At 34.5% G+C, this 20,342-nt stretch carries 21 protein-coding genes and 1 CRISPR repeat array; of the genes, 5 read left to right on the top strand and 16 right to left on the bottom strand.

Translation table 11 applies throughout. The features are described 5' to 3' along the window. The first annotated feature begins 33 nt into the window (after nucleotides 1-33). A complete protein-coding gene (locus AC806_RS02030) occupies nucleotides 34-1,170 on the top strand; it encodes a DNA cytosine methyltransferase (protein ID WP_069028661.1) in 1,137 nt (378 codons plus the stop codon). 890 nt (nucleotides 1,171-2,060) lie between these two features. Here AC806_RS02030 and AC806_RS02025 read toward each other — a convergent pair. Together AC806_RS02025 and AC806_RS11990 are read right to left on the bottom strand one after the other, a co-directional pair. Further along, nucleotides 2,061-2,855 (bottom strand): acetamidase/formamidase family protein, encoded by a 795-nt coding sequence (locus AC806_RS02025; RefSeq protein ID WP_197492670.1) that lies wholly within the window; start codon nucleotides 2,853-2,855, stop codon nucleotides 2,061-2,063. Continuing rightward, nucleotides 2,768-3,010: a hypothetical protein gene (locus tag AC806_RS11990; protein WP_197492663.1), complete on the bottom strand. Its 243-nt coding sequence runs from the start codon at nucleotides 3,008-3,010 to the stop codon at nucleotides 2,768-2,770. Before AC806_RS11990 ends, AC806_RS02025 begins: the two co-directional genes overlap by 88 nt. A 192-nt stretch (nucleotides 3,011-3,202) precedes the next feature. Here AC806_RS11990 and AC806_RS11630 point away from each other — a divergent pair, with 192 nt between their 5' ends. Both AC806_RS11630 and AC806_RS02020 read left to right on the top strand, forming a co-directional pair. Continuing rightward, nucleotides 3,203-3,331: a type II toxin-antitoxin system HicA family toxin gene (locus AC806_RS11630; RefSeq protein WP_231960522.1), complete on the top strand. Its 129-nt coding sequence runs from the start codon at nucleotides 3,203-3,205 to the stop codon at nucleotides 3,329-3,331. A gap of 35 nt (nucleotides 3,332-3,366) precedes the next feature. Continuing rightward, nucleotides 3,367-3,768 (top strand): type II toxin-antitoxin system HicB family antitoxin, encoded by a 402-nt coding sequence (locus tag AC806_RS02020; RefSeq protein WP_014123807.1) that lies wholly within the window; start codon nucleotides 3,367-3,369, stop codon nucleotides 3,766-3,768. Nucleotides 3,769-4,210: 442 nt separating this feature from the next. Here the strand turns inward: AC806_RS02020 and AC806_RS02015 are convergent, their stop codons facing one another. From AC806_RS02015 to AC806_RS01990, 6 genes are all read right to left on the bottom strand, one after another. Continuing rightward, nucleotides 4,211-4,474 (bottom strand): AbrB/MazE/SpoVT family DNA-binding domain-containing protein, encoded by a 264-nt coding sequence (locus AC806_RS02015; RefSeq protein WP_069028660.1) that lies wholly within the window; start codon nucleotides 4,472-4,474, stop codon nucleotides 4,211-4,213. A gap of 433 nt (nucleotides 4,475-4,907) precedes the next feature. Further along, nucleotides 4,908-5,177, bottom strand: a complete 270-nt coding sequence (locus AC806_RS02010; protein WP_028790514.1) for a type II toxin-antitoxin system RelE family toxin — start codon at nucleotides 5,175-5,177, stop codon at nucleotides 4,908-4,910. After that, entirely contained in the window at nucleotides 5,174-5,407 is a 234-nt protein-coding gene (gene relB, locus AC806_RS02005; RefSeq protein WP_028790515.1) for a type II toxin-antitoxin system RelB family antitoxin, read from the bottom strand. Before relB ends, AC806_RS02010 begins: the two co-directional genes overlap by 4 nt. A 184-nt stretch (nucleotides 5,408-5,591) precedes the next feature. Continuing rightward, complete coding sequence (locus AC806_RS02000) at nucleotides 5,592-6,542, bottom strand: acetamidase/formamidase family protein (protein WP_069028659.1); 951 nt, start codon at nucleotides 6,540-6,542, stop codon at nucleotides 5,592-5,594. A gap of 203 nt (nucleotides 6,543-6,745) precedes the next feature. Then, entirely contained in the window at nucleotides 6,746-7,354 is a 609-nt protein-coding gene (locus AC806_RS01995; protein ID WP_069028658.1) for an SIS domain-containing protein, read from the bottom strand. A 592-nt stretch (nucleotides 7,355-7,946) separates the two neighbouring features. Beyond that, nucleotides 7,947-9,608, bottom strand: coding sequence for a BglG family transcription antiterminator (locus tag AC806_RS01990; protein ID WP_069028657.1), 1,662 nt, complete (start codon nucleotides 9,606-9,608; stop codon nucleotides 7,947-7,949). A gap of 337 nt (nucleotides 9,609-9,945) precedes the next feature. Between AC806_RS01990 and AC806_RS01985 the strand changes: the two genes are divergently transcribed. Next, complete coding sequence (locus tag AC806_RS01985) at nucleotides 9,946-11,394, top strand: DDE-type integrase/transposase/recombinase (RefSeq protein WP_069028656.1); 1,449 nt, start codon at nucleotides 9,946-9,948, stop codon at nucleotides 11,392-11,394. 226 nt (nucleotides 11,395-11,620) lie between these two features. On the opposite strand, the gene AC806_RS01980 is transcribed toward AC806_RS01985, so the two are convergent. Next, nucleotides 11,621-12,097 carry a PTS sugar transporter subunit IIA gene (locus AC806_RS01980; RefSeq protein WP_069028655.1) on the bottom strand — a complete coding sequence of 159 codons (477 nt, stop codon included), beginning with the start codon at nucleotides 12,095-12,097 and terminating at the stop codon, nucleotides 11,621-11,623. A gap of 470 nt (nucleotides 12,098-12,567) precedes the next feature. Between AC806_RS01980 and AC806_RS01975 the strand changes: the two genes are divergently transcribed. Beyond that, nucleotides 12,568-12,894, top strand: a complete 327-nt coding sequence (locus AC806_RS01975) for a helix-turn-helix domain-containing protein (RefSeq protein WP_069028654.1) — start codon at nucleotides 12,568-12,570, stop codon at nucleotides 12,892-12,894. Between the two features lie 421 nt (nucleotides 12,895-13,315). On the opposite strand, the gene cas2 is transcribed toward AC806_RS01975, so the two are convergent. The 7 genes from cas2 to csm2 all read right to left on the bottom strand — a co-directional run bounded on the left by cas2 (nucleotide 13,316) and on the right by csm2 (nucleotide 20,336). Then, nucleotides 13,316-13,621, bottom strand: a complete 306-nt coding sequence (gene cas2 / locus AC806_RS01970; protein ID WP_069028653.1) for a CRISPR-associated endonuclease Cas2 — start codon at nucleotides 13,619-13,621, stop codon at nucleotides 13,316-13,318. Then, nucleotides 13,622-14,530, bottom strand: coding sequence for a type II CRISPR-associated endonuclease Cas1 (gene cas1, locus AC806_RS01965; RefSeq protein WP_069028652.1), 909 nt, complete (start codon nucleotides 14,528-14,530; stop codon nucleotides 13,622-13,624). A gap of 112 nt (nucleotides 14,531-14,642) precedes the next feature. Next, a CRISPR array of direct repeats spans nucleotides 14,643-15,903; the repeat unit is 36 nt; unit sequence GTTCTCGTCCCCTAATAATGGGGTTAGGTATCTATT. Between the two features lie 145 nt (nucleotides 15,904-16,048). Next, a complete protein-coding gene (gene csm6, locus AC806_RS01960; protein WP_069028651.1) occupies nucleotides 16,049-17,296 on the bottom strand; it encodes a type III-A CRISPR-associated CARF protein Csm6 in 1,248 nt (415 codons plus the stop codon). A 1-nt stretch (nucleotide 17,297) separates the two neighbouring features. Next, nucleotides 17,298-18,311 (bottom strand): type III-A CRISPR-associated RAMP protein Csm5, encoded by a 1,014-nt coding sequence (csm5, locus tag AC806_RS01955; RefSeq protein ID WP_069028650.1) that lies wholly within the window; start codon nucleotides 18,309-18,311, stop codon nucleotides 17,298-17,300. A 17-nt stretch (nucleotides 18,312-18,328) separates the two neighbouring features. Continuing rightward, the gene (csm4, locus tag AC806_RS01950) at nucleotides 18,329-19,225 is read right to left on the bottom strand and encodes a type III-A CRISPR-associated RAMP protein Csm4 (protein ID WP_069028649.1); all 897 of its coding nucleotides are present in this window, start codon (nucleotides 19,223-19,225) and stop codon (nucleotides 18,329-18,331) included. Next, a complete protein-coding gene (gene csm3 / locus AC806_RS01945; RefSeq protein WP_069028648.1) occupies nucleotides 19,222-19,896 on the bottom strand; it encodes a type III-A CRISPR-associated RAMP protein Csm3 in 675 nt (224 codons plus the stop codon). The genes csm4 and csm3 overlap by 4 nt, the downstream gene beginning before the upstream one ends. Before the next feature lie 11 nt (nucleotides 19,897-19,907). Continuing rightward, nucleotides 19,908-20,336, bottom strand: coding sequence for a type III-A CRISPR-associated protein Csm2 (gene csm2 / locus AC806_RS01940; RefSeq protein WP_069028647.1), 429 nt, complete (start codon nucleotides 20,334-20,336; stop codon nucleotides 19,908-19,910). Nucleotides 20,337-20,342: the final 6 nt, after the last annotated feature.

Here is a 20,342-nt window from a genome sequence, read left to right as displayed (position 1 = left end):
ATATTAAATGAAAGATTATAAGGAGTTTTTAATATGAGAGGCGGATATAGAAAAGGTTCTGGAAGAAAACCTAACCAAAATAAAAAAGTTGCAAAGACTATATATCTATCGGAAGACTTATATGAAAAAATACGCTCATTAAATATTGACCAATGTAACAGTTTTAATAAAAAATGCTTATATTTAATTAACTCTGGATTGAATGTAACTAAACAAAAGGATGTGGATTCAGTGACTGATAAATTAAAATTTATAGATTTGTTCGCTGGAATAGGAGGAATTAGACAAGCATTTGAAGACGAAAACTCTACCTGTGTATTCAGTTCAGAATGGGACAAATACGCTCAAAAAACCTATGAAGCTAACTACAACGAAAAACCTGAAGGCGATATAACAAAAATAAAAGAACAAGATATACCAGAACATGATATTTTATTAGCTGGTTTTCCATGTCAGCCATTCTCAATGATTGGAAAACGTGAAGGCTTCAAACATGCTACACAAGGTACACTTTTTTTTGATGTCCTAAGAATTATTAGCTATCACAAGCCTAAAATGTTTTTACTTGAAAATGTTCCTGGCCTGTTAACAATACAAAGTGGAGAGGCTTTCAATATCATCTATAATTCTCTTATTAATGAAGGCTATGATGTTTTTTATAAAGTCTTAGATGCTCAAAATTTTAATTTACCACAAATACGAAAACGGTTAGTAATTGTTGGTATGAGAAAAGATTTAAAAATAAATACTTTTAACTTTCCTGCTGGAAACGTATATTCTAAAAAAGCTGTCGGCACAATTTTAGAGACCGCACCTGACGGCTATTCAATATCAAAACATTTACAAGATAATTATTTATTTAAAAAAAATGATGGCAAGCCTCAGTTAGTGGATAAAAATTCGACTATGCAAGCAAAAACATTAGTAGCAAGTTATCATAAAATCCAACGTTTAACAGGAACTTTTGTAAAAGGAGGAGAAACTGGCATAAGGTTATTCTCTAAACTTGAATGTAAAAGATTAATGGGGTTCCCCGATGAATTCGTTGTGCCTGTTTCTCGGACTCAGATGTATAAACAGTTCGGTAATTCTGTAGCAGTGCCCATGATGCAAGCAGTAGCTAGCGAAATGAAAGCTGAATTATTTAAAACACAAAAAAAGATCTATTAGAATTAGTTTAATGAAAATTAATATTTTAAATAAAATGTTTTTAAACTGTAATTAGTAACAACTAATAAATTTCAAAAATCCCCTAGGTTATGATCATGTAATTGTGTAAGCAATAAAAGGACTCTGACTTATAGTTACTTGTATACTGTTTTTAACAAAAAAGCGTACTTGAATAGGATCGACCTCGATAAATCTCATGTGTCTTACCTTTGAAGGCCAAGAAATTCAAAAAAACGACTCACAAATGCGGCGTGACGAAATATTAATGATTACGATTTTAATTAATTGATGAATGGACAGTAGAATCAATGCATATAAGCTGGACTTACGTTACGAGCGAGCAAAAGGACGTTTTTCTCAAAGCAACTCCATTATGCTCGAACTTTTACAATTCTTATAAGAACCTTGAAATTATATATTCATTGAAAAGTGACTTTAGCCCCACACTTTCCGAACGTTATCAACCAGCGAGCACTCTTTACTCTTAATTGATAACTGATAAAAATGATAATACCAGAGCATTTTGATCCAAAAAATCATATAAAGAATTGAACTACTTACAGAGGACGTTTGCAAAATCATTTATTTCCAAATTAATCAAACAGATGGTATCAACGCAGCATTAGGAGCTTAAAGATGCTACTCATTCTTTCTTTTTGTTTGTCGCGCTATATGAATATTCGTGAGCACCATCGTATCCAAAGAATTCTACATTGTCGGCTACGATATTGAAGGATGTCGAAACGTTCTTACTCTAGATATCAAAAATGATAAATTATAAAAATAATTGTATATTATAAAAAAATAATAGTACAATGTCGTAGTTGTGATATTGTACTACTATTTTACGTCTATTTGATGAATTCCTAATAAATTAATCGAATAAAAATTTATTCCTGTGAGTCATTAAATATCGAAAGCGGCAATAATGCACTGACAACATACTGTCCTGCGTCAACAACTTCAGATATTTTCAAATCGACACAAAGGCTAGCAAGCAAATATGCATCGATTTTCTCAATGGAATAAGTTTCAGATACGTAATCAATCATCGAACGTAAAGCTTCCTGAGCGCCCGTCATCAAATCTGGTCCTACGCCTGTCGTGCCGTAAAAATCATCGTGATTTACTTTTTGGGTTAAACCACCCTTCGTTTGAAACTGTGGGGAAGGAATTGATTTTTCTGCTGCTTTTATTACTGTGAATTTCAAACTAGCATACATTGGACATTCTAAAGCTGATACGCATACTTCTCCGTCACCTTGTGCCGCATGACCGTCACCACAGCTGAACAGGGCTCCAGCTTGTTGCACTGGCAAGTACAGTTTTGTTCCTATGGTCAATTGTCGTACATCCAAGTTTCCGCCAAAGTTTCCAGGAGGCATAATTGGAGTACCATCTCCATCTTTGGGGCAAACACCCATTGTTCCTAAGAAGGGTTCAATTGGGACTTTAATACCTTCACTAAAATGAATATACTTTCCATCTGATAAATCAAAGGTACGCAAATATGCGTCAGGATAGTCTTCTGCTAACAAGCCTAAATCAGGTAAAACCGCCGTCCATCCCCAGCGTTTTGTTTTCAAATCAAGGATTTCTACAGCCAAGGTATCTCCTGGTTCCGCACCATTGATGTAAACTGGACCAGAAAGAGGATAAACATAATCCCAATTAAGTTCCGAAATCGCTTCTGTCGTTGAGTGAAAATTAAATTGATTATCCGATACTTCTCTTGTTTAAAAACCACCGTGTCACCGCTATCAATTGTCAAAATAGGTTCATGCTCTTTGTGCCAAGTGTAGTGAACTGTATCTGTTGAACATTTATGAGTTTCTGCCATTACTTATGCCTCCTTTGTTATTTAACCTTAAATATAGCAAAGGAATTGGGAATAAGCAATTCAAATCAATCCATCATTGACTTATGCGCATTATGCGTATATAATATAATTGTAGGAAGGAGTTGAGTAAATGCCTCAAACAGCTAAGCAAGTCATTAAACTACTTAAAAAAATGGATTCACTGAAACAAGAATTAAAGGCGACCATCATAGATATGAAAATGGTCAAGGTAATAAAGTGACAGTGGCATACAGTAGTTTAAAAGACGAAATCAGACCAGGCACTTACAACAACATCCTAAAGCAAGCAGGGCTAAAATAGTCTTGCCTTTATTAAAAAACTAAGGAGGAATCACTATGGTAAAAACTAATTTTGTAGCTTATCCTGCCGTATTAGACGATAGTGAAAACAAAACTGGTGAATATTCTGTTCTTTTCCCAGATGTCCCGGGCGCACTTTCAGAAGGTGTTGGCATTCCTCAAGCATTATCTAACGGAGCTGAAGCATTAGAGCTGATGTTATATGATGAAGAGGAACTGCCTGAAGCTTCTGACCTAAAAACTGTACAAGAAGAATACCCTCAAGCAATTGTTAGTTTTGTCACCGTAGATTTAATCGCCGCTGCTAAAAAAGTTAAAACGCCTGTGGTTAGGAAAAACACTACAATCCCTGAAGACCTTGCTGAAAGAGCAGATTCTGCCGGTATCAACTTCTCAGAAACACTTACAGAAGCACTAAAAGAAAAATTAGAAGTCTAGCATGTGTTAGGCTTCTTTTTATTTGTTTACTTCTATGTTATTTCCCCTCTACTTAAATGGTTATCTTGGTCGTCAAAATGGTAAAAGATTCTACACATATCCAAACCCAGCTTATGAAGACCCAGATTTCTTAAAGTAATTAACTAATACTGAATGATTGGTAAATTTTTTCAAGAACTCATTTAACCCTTGGCATAACCTTTTTTCTAAAGGCTCGGTTTTTTTACTTTCTGGATGTACAAAAAAACGCACTTCGTATTAATTAATAAAGTGCCCTTTTATTTTTAACAGGAAATAAGTAGTTTTGGTTGAAACTTTCTGTACATTGGCGTTCAACTTTGATTTCATCTTTTGTTCTTCCGTGCAATAATTTTCGCTTGAATTAATGCTTTTTTGGGTAAACTTATATGGCTCCATAATATCACAGTTAGTCTTCATTCATCTAATCATGAAAATGCGGAGCTTTTTCGGGATTATAATGATCATTTTGATCAACATCAACCTTTTCATTAGGAATAGTCGTAATTAAGTTATGCCAATCTAAAGCAGTTGGCAATTTTTTAAGAACAAGTTCATTATTATCATTAACATCAATAGTGACTTGGTCGCCATCTTGTAAACCTAGTTTACGACGAAGTTCAACTGGAATAACAACTTGTCCTTTACTAGAAACTTTAGAAGTTTTGGGAGCTACTTGATCGATCATAAAAATCCCTCCTTCAGGTGTCTTACTTCTTACTAAAAAAAATAGACTAAAAGCATGTTTTTGAACGTAGATTATGCCTGATCGAGTCAGTAACAGTCCGTATTTTACTAATAAATAGTATAATTCACAATGTAATCGGTGTTAAGAAGAAGTTCATTCTACTACTTCTTCTTCGTGCAGACTGTGTTAATTCCCGATTGCTTATACACATATTTTCGTCCCAAACTATAAAACTAATTTTCCCAAAAAATCTCTCTCTTATACATCTTATTTCTAACATCTAGCAGTTCTGCTTCCATTCGCTTAGACACAATCATATCCGATATTGTCTTAAATTTATCAAAGTCTTTAAAAGCGCCATTTATATAATTTTAACCAGCCGTCCTTCTTATTATAAAAATTGACCAAAAGTAATCTTATCTTTTGATCAACTTTATTTTCTATAAATATCTTTCCTGTGCCCTACTTCTAAAGCTAAAATAATTAATTTTTCGTCGTCAACCTTGGTAATAACGCGATAACTTCCTATTCGATAACGCCATTTCCCAGAGTGATTTCCAACGAGCGGTTTACCCATCAATCTTGGATTATTGCTTCCTTCAATATTTTTATCAAGCCACTTAAGTATAGTTTTTGCAGCAAATTTATCTAATTTTTTTAATTGCTTATCGAACCTAGGAGTTGTCTCTACATGAAAAGTCATTCGCTCTCTCCTAAGCCATATTCCTCTAATGATTCTGACAGAGGATGGGATTGCGGATTTTTCAAATACTCATCATAAGCTGCATCCCCAATTTGTGCATCATAGGCGTCTTCTAAAGATGACAGTGTTGTAGTCTTTAATAGTTCAGACAAACTCTTTCCCTCAAACTTTGCCATATTATCTAAAAAGTCTTTTTCTTCATCAGTAACACGTACAGTAATAGTAGCCATATAATTCCCTCCTTTAGGGTTAATTCTATCATAATTATAGCATGTACTCTTTTCATCGTAAACACAATTGTGTTCAAATTTGAATTCCTTTAATTGGCTACTCAGCTTATATATTTATCCCACATTTACACTTTACAAAATAGTAGTGCAATACCATCGACATAGGTACTGCGCTACTAAGTTTTTATTCCTGTGAATCATTAAAAATAGAAAGCGGCAATAATGCACTGACAATATATTGCCCTGCATCAACGACTTCAGATATCTTCAAATCGACACAAAGACTGGCAAGCAGATACGCATCGATTTTCTCAATGTTATAGGTTTCAGATACATAATCGATCATAGCCCGTAACGCTTCCTGCGCACCCGTCATTAAATCAGGTCCGACACCTGTCGTGCCATAAAAATCATCATGATTGACCTTTTGGATTAAACCACCCTTCGTTTGAAATTGTGGAGAAGGAATGGATTTTTCTGATGCTTTGATTACTGTAAATTTCAAACTGGCATACATGGGACATTCTAAAGCCGAAACACAGACTTCTCCGTCACCTTGCGCCGCATGACCATCTCCACAGCTAAACAAAGCGCCAGCCTGTTGCACTGGCAAGTATAGTGTCGTTCCTATAGTCAACTGCCGTACATCTAAGTTTCCGCCAAAATTACCAGGAGGCATAATTGGCGTGCCGTCTCCATCTTTCGGACAGACACCCATTGTAACCAAGAATGGCTCAATCGGAACTTTAATATCTTCACTAAAATGAATATATTTCCCATCTGATAGATCAAAGGTACGTAAATATGCATCGGGGTAATCTTCAGCTAATAAACCTAAACCAGGTAAAACCGCCGTCCATCCCCAGTGTTTCGTTTTCAAATCAAGGATTTCTACAGCCAAAGTATCTCCCGGCTCCGCACCATTGATATAAACTGGACCAGAAAGAGGATACACAAAATCCCAGTCAAGTTCTGAAATAGCTTCTGTCGTTGAGTGAAAATTAAATTGATTATCCGATACTTCTCTTGTTTCAAAAACAACCGTGTCACCGCTATCAATTGTCAAAATAGGTTCATGCTCTTTGTGCCAAGTGTAGTGAACTGTATCCGTTGTACATTTATGAGTTTCTGCCATTACTTACGCCCCCTTTGTTATATTATCTTTAAATATAGCAAAGGAATTGGAAATAAGCAATTGGAAAATTAGAACATTATTATTCTATTTTAATGTTATGTGCTTATATGTTAAATATAGTTTCCCAAAAGATTAAATTCCTTTCTTCCTAACCTTTGGGTCCAGATTTGATTTATAATCCAATGCTTGTTTTTCTTCAAAACTCATTCATGAATTTGAGCGTACACAGATTCTCCTAAAGAGCCACCAGGATGGTATAAATGGTAAGTTTTTAAATCAAGTTTTTGTTCTTGTTGTAATAAAATCGAGAGACATTGTAGAATGATAATTTCTACCAATACTGATGATCTAGGTGGTTTATTTAACTCGTCTCCTTCATGTGCTACTCCAGCGTATAGAAAAACATCCACATTATTTTTTAACCATGAAGTAACTCCTCCACTGACACCTATAACCTTTACGCCTATTTTTTGTAGCGCAGTAATTGTGTTCTTTAGTTCTATCGTTTGACCACTATTAGAAATAGCAACCACAACATCTTCCTCTTTTACTTGACCTATGGAACCATGAATCGCTTCTGTTGTGTCCAAAAAATAAGTTGGCGTACCAATCGACGAATTTAACGCCGCAATATATTCTGCAACATAACTCGTTTTTCCAACCCCAGTTATATGGACACGTCCCTCTTTTTCTTTACTTTCTAAGATTAAGTTACATGCTTTGATTAACATTTTTTTATCAATATTATCAATAAAATTCGTCATTTCTGTTTCCATTTTTCCAATATAATCTTCTAGCTTTCGCAAGTCCAATTTCTTACCCCCTCAAACTAACTTCATTTGATCATCTAAAGTTTAACAACGTTATTTCCCCACTTCAGGTGATCAAAAAACCGTATTAATTCACGTAAACTGTTAATAAGGTTGTTCTACAACTTCGATATTATCTAAGCCTTCGTAAATGTCGTACCAAGGCGTTGCTCCTTGATTTAAAAGCTTAGTTAATTCTTGGACATTTTGTTTACCAGTTGTTTGTAACCATTCTGTTAGTGCTGCAACACCTTCTGTTGCATAAATTGAAACCCCTTCTTGCCAAGTGGCTCTTCCACATAAAACACCACTATATTTTGCACCTGAGTTATTAACTAAATCTAATTCCTTACGAAAAACATCGGTCGGAACCCCTGCGGAAAGATAAATAATTGGACAAGAGGCTAGTTCTCCAACTTGAATTAAATCTTGTTTTACTTCTTCTTTTGTATAAAGGCTATCCTTTTTTCTACAAAATCTTCTACAAATTTATAATCAAAGGGGAATTCTATTTTTAAAACATCTATTTGATATTTACTTTTCAACCATAAAACTTGACCCTAAACCTGTCCCGCATATTGCCATAAATTTCATATTATTTTTCCCCTTCCTTGATTATTTCCATTATTTGTTTTTTTGTTTTTGCAGTTCTCAATGCTTCTAAGCTCTCCGGCTCAGATAGAATAGTTGTCAAACTGGATAAGGCTTTTAGATGCATCTCATTATCTACCGCTGCTAAACAGATAAAAGTATCAATAGGATGATCGGGTAAATCCAATAACAATACTGGTTTTGAAACTTTTAACATACTCATTCCTAATTTTAAAACTCCCTCATCAGGTCTAGCATGTGGTAAAGCTATTCCTGGACCAATATTAATAAACGTACCGTATTCATTAACTTTAGCAATCATTGCCTGAATATATTGATCTTTTATTTGTTTATTTTTTACTAACGGTTCTGCTGCCAACGTAATGGCTTCTTGCCAATTTAAATTTTTATCTGAGAATTGAACCGTATCCGTCGTTAACAATTCAGATAACATAGGTTTCCTCCTTTGACTAAAATTTTCTCTAGTAAATAAGTTCTTTTCTAATATATTTTGAATCTTTTTCATGGAGACATCTGGTTTTAGATCAATATAAGGCTCAATTAAAGTTATTACTTCCTTAGCTGAAGGGATCATCATACTTGGAATAGCAAATTTTTGTCTTACTCGATTAACAAGTTCTCTCTTTTCTTTTTTATCCATGATCGGATTGACAGTGAACACCGCCTTATCTGAAACATATGGCAAGTCGATAGTTGAAAAAAACATGTCAAAATCTAATTCCATATTTAATTCTTTAAATTGAGAAATCGAAACTGTTTCTTTAAATATAATCGTTGGAAATATATGAGTTAGTTCCGACCGCAATATTAGTGAAGCGCTCGTACCATTTGGACAAAGGATTAACGCGCGGTAACGATCATTTTTTTCTCTATTCTTTTGTTTTTCAATTTCACCCCCAAAAATAATTGTAAAATATCCGATCTCATCTTCAGGTACTTCCTTGTCTAAATTCTGCTCTAATGGTTTCAAACTATATTTAGTTAGTTGAAACAATTCTCGATAATTTTTCTTTATTTCGCTAATAATAATATTAGAAGAAGACATATCGTATTTAATTCTGAAATAAGCAGGGACTAAATGACGGTACAATTTGAATAGTAAAGTTTCGTGGTCAGCAAACTTAATCGCTGCTAAACGCTCAATTTCGTTAATAATTTGGTCAGATATAGATAAGAGAAATACTAGTGAAGGCTCGTATTGTCCACCTTGTAATGTAGAAATTAAAATGATTGTCAAGTAAGCAATTTCTTCATTGTTTATACTTTGTTCAAAAAAATATGAATAAAATCTTTTCGTTATTTTAAACGTTTTCAAATTAATTAAAAAAATATATTCTTCATTTTCCAACTTTATAGAACTTTTTTTCATGCGGATCAGAATAGTTGATAAGAAGTATTCCGTTTCTTCTAACCTTCCAGGAACCGTTTCAACAGAATTTACACGTAAAACTTCTTTAAAAGAAGTACACACTTTTGCGTACATCCCGAAGTCTACCTTTTTTATTAAGTAATGAAAGCCTAGTTTAGTATGCAATGTCATTAACTTAAGCGTATTGACAAAATAAAATCCAAAACAAACACAAGCTATCACTGTGTTTTGTTTTGGATTTTTTAATTTTTGTAAAAAAGACCAACTTAAATACACCTGCTAAAGACAAAAAGCCTTCTGTTCAGTAAGTATAACGATAAGAGCGTCTCGATTTGTTTTTACTTTCTTGTCGCCTGGCCTTTCTATCGGGTCGAATGGGGACAAGGTACGCTGTTAATAAGTTCTCCATTTGTATGATACTTTCTTCTCGTTTTTCATAGGTTTCCCCCATGATTGATTGGAGTAATTCAAATTTTTTTGTAATAAATGACTGGATAAACCTTGCTTATCCCCGTCCAATCAAACTTTTAATAAAAAAACACCTCTACCCCCCTTTATTTGGTAGAATGAAGTTGACCAAAACCCACAAAACCAAAAAGAAAAGGTGATAGAGATGTCAACTTCATTATACGCAGAGCTTTGGGAAATTATCAATACACAACAACAATTTATTGCGCTTTTGGTTTATCAACTAAGTTCGATTTACGCCAACGCTAAAGCACCCAGACCCACAGATATCGCAGACTTAGATTATCAAAAAATGACGGTCGATGAACTGCCAAAAGTAGTGGAAATGGAGAAACTCAATTATAAAAAACTTCTACAGGAACACCTTCATCAAACAGGAAAACCATTAAAACCTGTTCAACGTCGTGCAAGTTCGCCAACACTTCCTTCCACCATTCACTGTCCACGTTGTCAAGCACCTTCGGACTATCTCTACTTGAACAACGGGAAAAGTGATAACGATCAATATTTATGCAAGGTGTGTGCCAATTTATTCAACGACAAGAATCGCTATGCCAAAGAGGTGTGCTTTCAATGTCCCCATTGTGAGAAAAACCTAGCCAAAATCAAAGACCGTAAGGGATTCGATATCTATAAATGCCTGCGTAAAGACTGTCCCTATTACACAAAACGTCTTAAAGGACTGTCAAAAAAAGAATTAAAGCAGTTCAAGAAACACAAATCGCTTTTCAAAATGCATTATATCTATCGTAGCTTCGACTTAACCTTATCTGATTTGGAAGCAAACCCTGACTTTAAAACCAAGGTGCACTTAAATAAGATCCACAGTTCCCCTTATGTCTTAGGGCTCATTCTCACTTATCATGTCAATTACGGACTGTCTGCCGAAAAAACAGCGGCCTTAATGTTCGATGTGCATCAACTAAAAATCTCAGGGCAAACCATTCGTAACTATGCCCGATCCGTTGCCCATCGGGTCCAAGCTTTTACTGATCATTATCCTTATGAGCTATCCGATCAATTTTGTGGAGATGAGACTTACATTCGTGTCCAAGGGAAATGGCATTATATCTACTTTTTCTTTGATGCGGAGAAAAAGATTATTCTCTCCCATCGTTATAATCGACACCGTGATACAGAAACAGCCATTAAAGCCATCCACGACGTGGTTCGTCGTTTTAAACAGCTACCTGACGCGCTCCAATTGATCGTCGATGGCAATCCTATTTATAAGTTGGCGCAAGCTTTCTATGCCCAAAACGGGATTGACTTTGAAGTGATCCAAGTGATTGGTTTAACCAATGCGGATCCGGTCTCCCGAGCGTATCGTCCTTTAAAACAGATCATTGAACGTTTAAATCGGACGTTTAAAGGAAATTACAAACCTTTAGGCGGTTTTCATTCCGGGGCTGGGCCTTTGGCGCACGTCACCTTGTTTACAACCTATTTCAACTTTCTTAGACCCCATGCCAAGCTAGAAAAGAACGTCCCTGTATTACTGCCGGAACTCAACGAGTGTCCTGACATGCCGCAAAAATGGATCAAACTCCTCCAGCTGTCAGAAGACTTTATCAAAGGGCATCAAGCAAGCTAAAACAAGCTTTCGGCAACGGGTTGTCCTCAACGAGAATAGGCGTAGCGCACACTTGACCTGCCGAAAAAATGGCTTACACTCGCAGGTTGAGGGTGCGTTTCGTGTGCTTTCTTTCGTATAACTGGGCGCCCTCATTCATAAGGCAAGCCATTTTGTAGGCTTGTCAAGTGCTATTCGGCAGTAAAAATTCTCCTCAAACAAAGTTTCCCAATTTTCCACTGCTTTTTCATAGATTATTTTGAGTTACCAAGTAACTATTCAATAGTTTCGCTATGTCTTCACTATCTTTTTTATTTTTTAAGGTCTCAATAATTTTTTCGTTGCTTAATAAGCTCATAATGGCTTGTAGCATTTTTAATTGTTTATCTGATTCCGATATAGCCAGTAACATCACCAGATCTACTGGAATTTCTAAATTACTATCTTCCATAGAGTTAAAATAAACAGATTTTTTTAGCGTTCCCACTGCAACGCCGTTATTAAAAACGTGCGTACTTTTCGCATGTGGTATAGCTATTGCACCATTTTTTACAGGTAAACCTGTCGAAAACTCTTTTTCTCTTGAAAGTACATCATTTTTATAATTTCTCTCTACTAGCCTACTGTCTTCTAAAAGTTTGGATAAGTAAGTGATTGCTTCTTCTTTACTATTAACAGCCAGATTAGGTATGATAAGTTCTGGTAAAAAGCTAAAGTCAAACATATAGTTGCTCCTTAATAAAACATGTTTATTTTTAATTCCTTAATTCTATTACTCCTTTATATTATTCTGTATGTAAAAATCTCATCAGAATTGCCATAAAATAAGATCGTACTCAATACAGGCCACATCTCTGTAAAGTTTGTTTGGATTCCTCTATATACTATTTTCTCTTTTCTTTACAAAATTATGCGTGCCTCCTTTCCAAATAAATAAAAACCCAAATCTCACTCCAACAGTCTGGTGTAAGATTTGGGTTAAGCCAATAAGTTAAGTTACTCCCCTTAATATAAGATAGCTTCAAATGTACCGCTTTCATTTAACTAGTTAACTATCGTTGTTTTCTTACTCGATTATATCATAACATTTACAATTGTAAAGTTTATCATTTATTTCTTTACTTTTGTTTGTGTATTTACTTGTTATTTCATCTTATAATTAATCTATATTGCTCAAGGATAAGGAGTTTTTCCATGAAGTTATCTCAACTAGATAAAATAGGCCCACATGTTGCTGCATATAGAAATAAAGCTGGGTTAACTCAACAACAATTGGCTACGGAAACCGGGCTTAGTCCACAATTTATCGGTTTTATTGAAAATGGTAATCGAAATATTAGTTTACAAACACTTATTAAGATTACTAATGTTTTTGGTATTGATATAATAACCTTCCTATCGCCTTTCGAGCAACAAGACGAGAATTTGGGACAATTAATTCAAAAAATTGAACATAGCTCTAAAAAAGACTCTTATATCCAGATGTTTAATAATATACTTGACACAGCTGATAATGAGTAAATTATTTTAAAAAGCATTCAATTTTACGTTTAGGTATATGCTTTTTTGTAATTTTAATAATGAATATGGCATTTAAAGCAGACCACTAAGTACGAAAGAATAGACCATAACTATAAGATTATTATAACTTAACTTAATGGTTTAAGTTTCTAAATACTCATCGATAATTTAACAAAAAAATACGCCAAAAACACAAGCTAAGAGCATGTTTTTGAACGTAGATTATGCCTGATCGAATCAGCAGCAATCCGTATTTTGTTAAAGATTAATGTAATCGGTGTCAAAATCCTTCTTTGTATTTACCTAAATTCAAAGAAGGTTTTAACACGTTTTTGTTATCATATATAGAAACGTTTGTTTGAACCTTTCAATTTCCCTCCAAGACCAAATTAAAATACCTCACTAAATCAGTTTACCATTATCAAAGAAAAACAACGCGTGGTTTTCGAATAGTGCGTTTAACCGCGTTTTCCCCTAAAATAGTAATTTGTTTATCATTTACCTCGTTAGGTAATAAATAAAGTGTAATCATACCCGTACTAGGTAATTCTGTGCGTAATACTTCAATTACTTTTTCTCTTGTCTTTTTTTGTTTAATTTCCCTTTCATATAAACTAAACTGTTTTCTCGTGAATCCTAGTTCAACCAATTTTTTCTGGTATTTATTTGCTTGTTTCCGTTCTACCCTTGTTGTTCTAGGAAGATCGAAACAGACTAGCAGCATCATTTATTTCCCCACCTCTATAAAACTCGGTAACTTTAGTGGACTTGAACTATTCTTGTCCAAACAGCTGACAAATGAAGTAACAGCGACCTTTATCGCATCTGTCACTGTACAAACCTTCTCATCAATAATACAATTTTCTAATAAAATATTTAACAGAGCTTTTTTCTCTCCCAATTCCAGTGTTAAAGCTCCTTCATTAAAGATATTTTCATATACATAAGAGTCCACAAAAGGACGAAAAGGTTCAATTAGATCGTCGGATAAATTAAAAGCGTTTTCAATTGATTGATGATGAATCCCTACGCTTGCTTCCAGTCCATGAACCGCTATTTCTCTTCTTATCATAGCCCTAATAAGGGCATATCCATAATTTAAGCTTGCATTTACAACATCATCATAACGCCCTCGTTTAAAGTTTGGACCAAATAAAGTCGTAAAATACCGACGTGCAGCATAAGCTTCTCGATTTTTAGTATCTCCTTCATCTACCTGCTTTGAAGCAAGGACCAACATTTTCCCCATATCATTATTTTCAGTCAGCAACTGCAAGTTTACCGCCTGGTTATTAATTTTCCCAATAACTATCTTCCTCCATAAACGTTTTTTCACTTTATTACCCAAAGACATTTGGAGATTTAACCTTTTTAACCGCTTACTATGACCAAAATCATTAGTAAGCATGGTTACTGGTGAATGTTTCTTATCACAGAATAATAGCGCTATATTTTCTTCCATACATTTAGTCACCATTTTTTTAGAAAAATAGCTAAGTTCATTCTCAAAAATCAAACATTCAATTTCTGAAAAAGGTATATAAGTAGTTTCCTTTGAAACAACATTAACGAATTTAAAGCTATTAGTTACAACAGAAACAAAATTTTGGTGCTCAACATATATACAATCTCTCATTATATTTACTCCTCACTATATTGATTCAAACATTATATTAATTCTCAGTCCTCTAATCGTGAGGTTAGGTATCTATTCTAGTGAATATGGATTTACTTCAAAAAGTAATTTAGTTCTCGTCCCCTAATAATGGGGTTAGGTATCTATTGTAATAGACACGGTCATAGAATACTTAGACCCGGACGTTCTCGTCCCCTAATAATGGGGTTAGGTATCTATTTGAAAGTATTAACAAATGAAATAAACGATTTACTAAAGTTCTCGTCCCCTAATAATGGGGTTAGGTATCTATTGAGAGGAAGATAAAGAATGAATAACATAAAAGAAGATAGTTCTCGTCCCCTAATAATGGGGTTAGGTATCTATTAGATTGACACAGTCCAAATCGTAATTAACTTCTTTTTGTTCTCGTCCCCTAATAATGGGGTTAGGTATCTATTGAAATGCTGAGATGCACCTAAACATCGATTTCGAAGTTCTCGTCCCCTAATAATGGGGTTAGGTATCTATTAGATTGACACAGTCCAAATCGTAATTAACTTCTTTTTGTTCTCGTCCCCTAATAATGGGGTTAGGTATCTATTGAAATGCTGAGATGCACCTAAACATCGATTTCGAAGTTCTCGTCCCCTAATAATGGGGTTAGGTATCTATTTTAGAAAGTTAAAGAGAGGAGAAATTAAAATGAATGTTCTCGTCCCCTAATAATGGGGTTAGGTATCTATTTTAGAAAGTTAAAGAGAGGAGAAATTAAAATGAATGTTCTCGTCCCCTAATAATGGGGTTAGGTATCTATTCTGTAAAACAGCCCGTTTATTACAGATATCAAACAGGTTCTCGTCCCCTAATGATGGGGTTAGGTATCTATTAGAAATCACACCGAATAATTTTAGTGGAGCAGAGTTCTCGTCCCCTAATGATGGGGTTAGGTATCTATTAACTTCCTATCAACTCTTGAATAAATTTCCTCAAGGAGTTCTCGTCCCCTAATGATGGGGTTAGGTATCTATTAGGAACTTATTGCTTTGGCTGGTCAAACGCCTGCCGGTTCTCGTCCCCTAATGATGGGGTTAGGTATCTATTATTATATAGCGGGACAGATGAGCGTGCTGATGTTGCTAGGGTTCTCGTCCCCTAATGATGGGGTTAGGTATCTATTATGAAATGTACAAAGATAAATCAGTGGAAGAACTTAGTTCTCGTCCCCTAATGATGGGGTTAGGTATCTATTTTGTAGATGGCACGGTCGAGGAATGGAGTGAGTGAGTTCTCGTCCCCTAATAATGGGGTTAGGTATCTATTAGTGTATTAGACGTGAAAGGGAATACTTTCCTTAGGTTCTCGTCCCCTAATAATGGGGTTAGGTATCTATTACATAATATCATAAAAGCTTTTATATCAGCCATAAGAATACTTTTCATTAGTCCATAAACTGACCATAAACTACTTCTAAAGCTCAATCCTTGGTCACAATTTGACAATTATTTGAGAGAATACTCTCTATTACAAGAAAACTGCTCAATAACCAACCATTTCTTTAAAAACTTTATTTTTATCCTCAAAATAGGAACGCCATTTTTCATCTACATCATTAACGATTAATAATAGCATCCAACAAGTTTCTGCTAGATCTTTCACTCTAGAATTTTTCATATTAATTGGCTTAAATCCATGTGCAACTTGATTTCTAAAAGTATTTACCCCATTTACTTTATCAATTAGTTTTAATAAAGAACTATCAGGTTGAATAATACGAATAATTTCAGCATAAAGCGGCAGACTTAAATATCGATCTGTATTTAACTCGTTCCCTGCTTTTTTTAGAGAATATTGTAATTTTAATATGACGTCTTCGAATCCCTCTGTATTCAAATACGGTTTACCGTCATATCTGACAATGAGTCCATTATAATTTTTGTCCAGATACATTTCCACAATGAATTCTGCAAAATTTTTCACTCGGATTAAGACTTCTGTATTTAACTCTCGTTTAGCTTGCAGACTAATTAACAAATAAGCATTTAATATTGTTTTTTGAGATACATCAAATTCGCTATTTTCAACTTCAGGAAGTAAGTTTTGGGTTTTTATCGATTTAATTAAATTATCTAATTCATGATGCAATTTCCCTTTCTTTTTTTTACTTAACATCAAATCATTACCAGAGATAACTTGAACTGCACCTTCATAATCATATTCTCGAATTAAATCCAAAAATGTTTTACGAACTAATAATTGCTGAAATTTTTCAGCTTTATCTTCAATTAAACGATTGTTATAGTCTTTCCTATTATCTTTATTACTTTCAATCAATTGTTGAATATCTTGCTGATTATTATGCTTAATTCCCTCATTAGAGGTATTGCTAGGTGTTGCCACTTGGTAAGCACGTACATTTAACCCACTAATACGGTTGATAGAAAACATAGCTGAAATGATTTGTGGCGTAGCACTCGTTAAATTTAAAATAATTTCCTCTTCACTTCTCGCATATTCTTGAATGATCTTCGATAAAACCTCAAACATTTTATCAAATAGAAAGATGTCTGTATTTTTTATTGTTCTCTTATCAGTAACAATTTCAGGATAATAATCGGGAATAGAATTCAAAGCTTGCACAATATTATCATGTTTTTCTTGTGATCGCTCAGAATGAACAATAACGATTTTTTCTGGTCTTATACCTCTAGCTATATGAAGCAAAGGGCCATCGTAAAAGTTACGAATTGGATCCGTATCGCCAACACACGAAATTAATGTTTGCAAATTAATTTTCCTCTCTTTCTTTCAAGTTAAACACACATTTCCCCATTTCATAAAGGTTTTCACTATTTTCTATTAATTGACGGGGCTTGCCATTTAATCGGAATTTAGTTATAGGAGCTTTAGTTAGTTTTAAAACCCCTTTACCTTTCATTGCCATTTTTCCTCCCTTTTTATGTCTAGAATTATCTGCTTTATCAATATTCGTTTTCGTCCAAAAACCACTACCAGCACCTAAATATAAAGGAGACCAAAAATACTTCTGAATATAACGTGAAGGAAAATCACTTAGAAATTGATTTGTATATTTTTGATAGTATTCTTTTGCAAACTGTGGTAATTGATCCATTAGTTCAATTGCTTGCTCACCAACAGCAGTAATAATAAAGGTAGCAACCGACATTGGTTTCAATGATTCCCTATGAATGGGTAAGGATCTTGCTGTAAGTTTTTTTGGGGAAAAATCCCATTTTTGTGCCAAGATAAGCTGATTTATATTGATTGGTTCACTATCAGAAACTCGAATTTGATGAAATATATCTTGTTGCTTTGGTCCCCAGGGAATATCATCTCGACGAAAATATTCATTTACTAAAATAGTTCGGATAGCTCCTTTTAAGGAACTTCCAGGGATATAGGGATAACCATAAGCATCCTTTACAAAAGCCGAAATGTCATTTAAGTTCCCTCTTGCAGACTTCTTTTTTTCAAGTTCAAATCCAGTTTCTTCTATTTGATATCCTGAAAAATTTCGCTCACGTATTTGTTGATCATTTAAAAATTGCACAAGACGAGGACGTCGGCTATTCGTATGACCATTTTTCATCAAAAAGTCTTCAAAAATACGATCCTTTTTCTCTCCCTGCTTCTGTAATTTTTTATACAAAATTCCCATATCTGGAAAATAGTAATACCCGTTTTCATAAATGTACTCTTTTTGAGTATAGGTTGTTCCGCTACCAATGTGCAAGGGTGCCATGGTTCGTAATGTTAATTCATACCTCTTTCTTTTTTCCATCAACTTTAACTCCTTACTCACAATTGATAAAATATTCCTTTTGCAAAATTCCATACTGGATGAGGAAAATTATCTGGGCGAACATCTACAATATCACCTGTAAATGAAGTCTGAAAAGTCGATCCAGCTTTAAATTTATATAAATCTTGTTTACGTAATAATGCTCCCGCTGTCTCACTGTAAGCAAAACCACTAGACTTTTTTAACAAATAGTTTGCGCCGTCTAAGCAAGTTAACATTTCTTGATTCATTGGTAAGCAAGTTGATAATGCCATGACCCTCTGCTGTTTATTTGTAGTTAAGTTTTCCGCAAGTTCATCAGGTAAACTTAGAATTTCTAAAGAATATTGACCAAGACCGCTGCTTCTTTTTCCACCTACGCCACTGTATTGAAGACTATCCATTAGTTGATCAAACAGTGGACTTTGGCTAGCTAAAACATAAAGGGCACTATTGTATACAGTAACGCCTACTTCAAAAGGATCTACGCCTTTCTGAGTGGTATAACTATGCTCCGCTAGTTGTGCTTGATATTCCGCTAGTTCTTCAATATTTGCCTGTTGCTTTAAAAACAATTCCAGCTGATTTAAAGGAAGATAAAAGATCTTCTTCAACTTTTTTGCAGTTTGTCTCACCTTTTTTAAATTATCGTCTGCATTATCCTGCTCCACTTTTGGATACCCTATTGGCTTGGGTAAGAACGGCTGATCATCAATAAAAGGGAATGCATCACTCAAAACAAAATTTGCATTTTGTGTAAGTTTCATGAATTCGTCAACGACATCCATTTTTTTTGCCTCTAAAAATAAAGCACTATACAAACGACTAGCATCAAAAGAGCTTGCGCTTTCACTCAGTATCCCTTCCCCAAAATGAGCATGTTGAAACTTCATTTTATAAATTTTTAAGGTCATAATAACTCCTTCAAACGTTCATTAAACTGCGTTGCATCATATTTTCCATAAACTGTATTTGCTGCAATATCTTTAAAACAGACTCTTCCATAACCTCGGCTTCCGTTGCCGCCAAGATAATCTAATTCGAGTAATTGTAGGCCTGTTAAAATCGTTTCAAAATCTTCTTCTGCTTCTTCTTGGTTATCTAATTCATAGATAAGTTCAAAAGAAAACTGACTTCCTCTTATAGCACGCTCAATTTGACGGGGGCTAGCTTCTGCTGTACGCCGATCTATCGTATTTTCAAACTTAGTTTCAGTATATGTTCTTACTCCTAATTCATCTAAAACTGCTTTATTAGTTAAAAGACTGTCTCTAAACAATAAACGGCCACGGATAATTTGATCCCCTTTTTCTCCACCGCCCATACTAGCGCCAAACAAGCGCGTAATTTTTGAATCATCTTGATTTGGGTCCTCAGCTACCTTTTGGTTCATCGCTTGCGCTAGTAAAAAACGTATCTTCCCTTTAATACTTGATCCAGGAATCATCGGTAAATTATTAACCGGATCTTTAATCACTGGCGAATCGACCGCACCAATAGCAGCAAAAGCCGTACTTCCCCCTATATGTAGACCACTCAATAGCTCTATTTTTCCTTCGATTTTAATTTTGGTAAACTGACTCATAGCACTTCCCCCTAATCTCTTCCGCCATGATATTTAAAATATGCAACTAATGCTTCCATATAGCGACAAAAACGAATTAAATCTTGCTTTTTTTGATGCTTTTGAATAATTTTTAAAATATCTAAAATTCGTGACAATTCAACTAATTTTTTCACTGCCTCGTTACGCCCGCTCTGGTAGACAAACTGTACCCGCAAGTAAGCCACTTGGTCCATAACATTTTCAACACCTGAACTTAACGCTTCGTCATAAACTGTACTAGTTAGACTTAACAAATTCCTTATTTGTGAAGTCGTTAAAGTATCTCTACCTACTTTGAATCTTTTATCTTTTAATTCCTTAATAACTGCCTCAGCATCTGAAACATATGTCCTATCAGTAAAATGAATCTTAGGTTGTTCCCACCTTACTGTTTGTTGTCTGCTCTTTCCATGGTTCATCAAATA

It is taken from the genome of Tetragenococcus halophilus (assembly GCF_001712815.1).
Classification (GTDB): Bacteria; Bacillota; Bacilli; order Lactobacillales; family Enterococcaceae; genus Tetragenococcus; species Tetragenococcus halophilus.
Note: the sequence above shows the minus strand (reverse complement) of the source record. Positions and strands in the feature narration are given on the sequence as shown.

Excerpts from the sequence above, each read along its gene's own strand:
- AC806_RS02030 (WP_069028661.1), top strand. The coding sequence starts at position 34 with ATGAGAGGCGGATATAGAAAAGGTTCTGGAAGAAAACCTAACCAAAAT.
- AC806_RS11990 (WP_197492663.1), bottom strand. The coding sequence starts at position 3,010 with ATGGCAGAAACTCATAAATGTTCAACAGATACAGTTCACTACACTTGG.
- AC806_RS02020 (WP_014123807.1), top strand. The coding sequence starts at position 3,367 with ATGGTAAAAACTAATTTTGTAGCTTATCCTGCCGTATTAGACGATAGT.
- AC806_RS02015 (WP_069028660.1), bottom strand. The coding sequence starts at position 4,474 with ATGATCGATCAAGTAGCTCCCAAAACTTCTAAAGTTTCTAGTAAAGGA.
- AC806_RS02010 (WP_028790514.1), bottom strand. The coding sequence starts at position 5,177 with ATGACTTTTCATGTAGAGACAACTCCTAGGTTCGATAAGCAATTAAAA.
- relB (WP_028790515.1), bottom strand. The coding sequence starts at position 5,407 with ATGGCTACTATTACTGTACGTGTTACTGATGAAGAAAAAGACTTTTTA.
- AC806_RS02000 (WP_069028659.1), bottom strand. The coding sequence starts at position 6,542 with ATGGCAGAAACTCATAAATGTACAACGGATACAGTTCACTACACTTGG.
- AC806_RS01985 (WP_069028656.1), top strand. The coding sequence starts at position 9,946 with ATGTCAACTTCATTATACGCAGAGCTTTGGGAAATTATCAATACACAA.
- AC806_RS01980 (WP_069028655.1), bottom strand. The coding sequence starts at position 12,097 with ATGTTTGACTTTAGCTTTTTACCAGAACTTATCATACCTAATCTGGCT.
- AC806_RS01975 (WP_069028654.1), top strand. The coding sequence starts at position 12,568 with ATGAAGTTATCTCAACTAGATAAAATAGGCCCACATGTTGCTGCATAT.
- cas2 (WP_069028653.1), bottom strand. The coding sequence starts at position 13,621 with ATGATGCTGCTAGTCTGTTTCGATCTTCCTAGAACAACAAGGGTAGAA.
- cas1 (WP_069028652.1), bottom strand. The coding sequence starts at position 14,530 with ATGAGAGATTGTATATATGTTGAGCACCAAAATTTTGTTTCTGTTGTA.
- csm5 (WP_069028650.1), bottom strand. The coding sequence starts at position 18,311 with ATGGAAAAAAGAAAGAGGTATGAATTAACATTACGAACCATGGCACCC.
- csm4 (WP_069028649.1), bottom strand. The coding sequence starts at position 19,225 with ATGACCTTAAAAATTTATAAAATGAAGTTTCAACATGCTCATTTTGGG.
- csm3 (WP_069028648.1), bottom strand. The coding sequence starts at position 19,896 with ATGAGTCAGTTTACCAAAATTAAAATCGAAGGAAAAATAGAGCTATTG.
- csm2 (WP_069028647.1), bottom strand. The coding sequence starts at position 20,336 with ATGAACCATGGAAAGAGCAGACAACAAACAGTAAGGTGGGAACAACCT.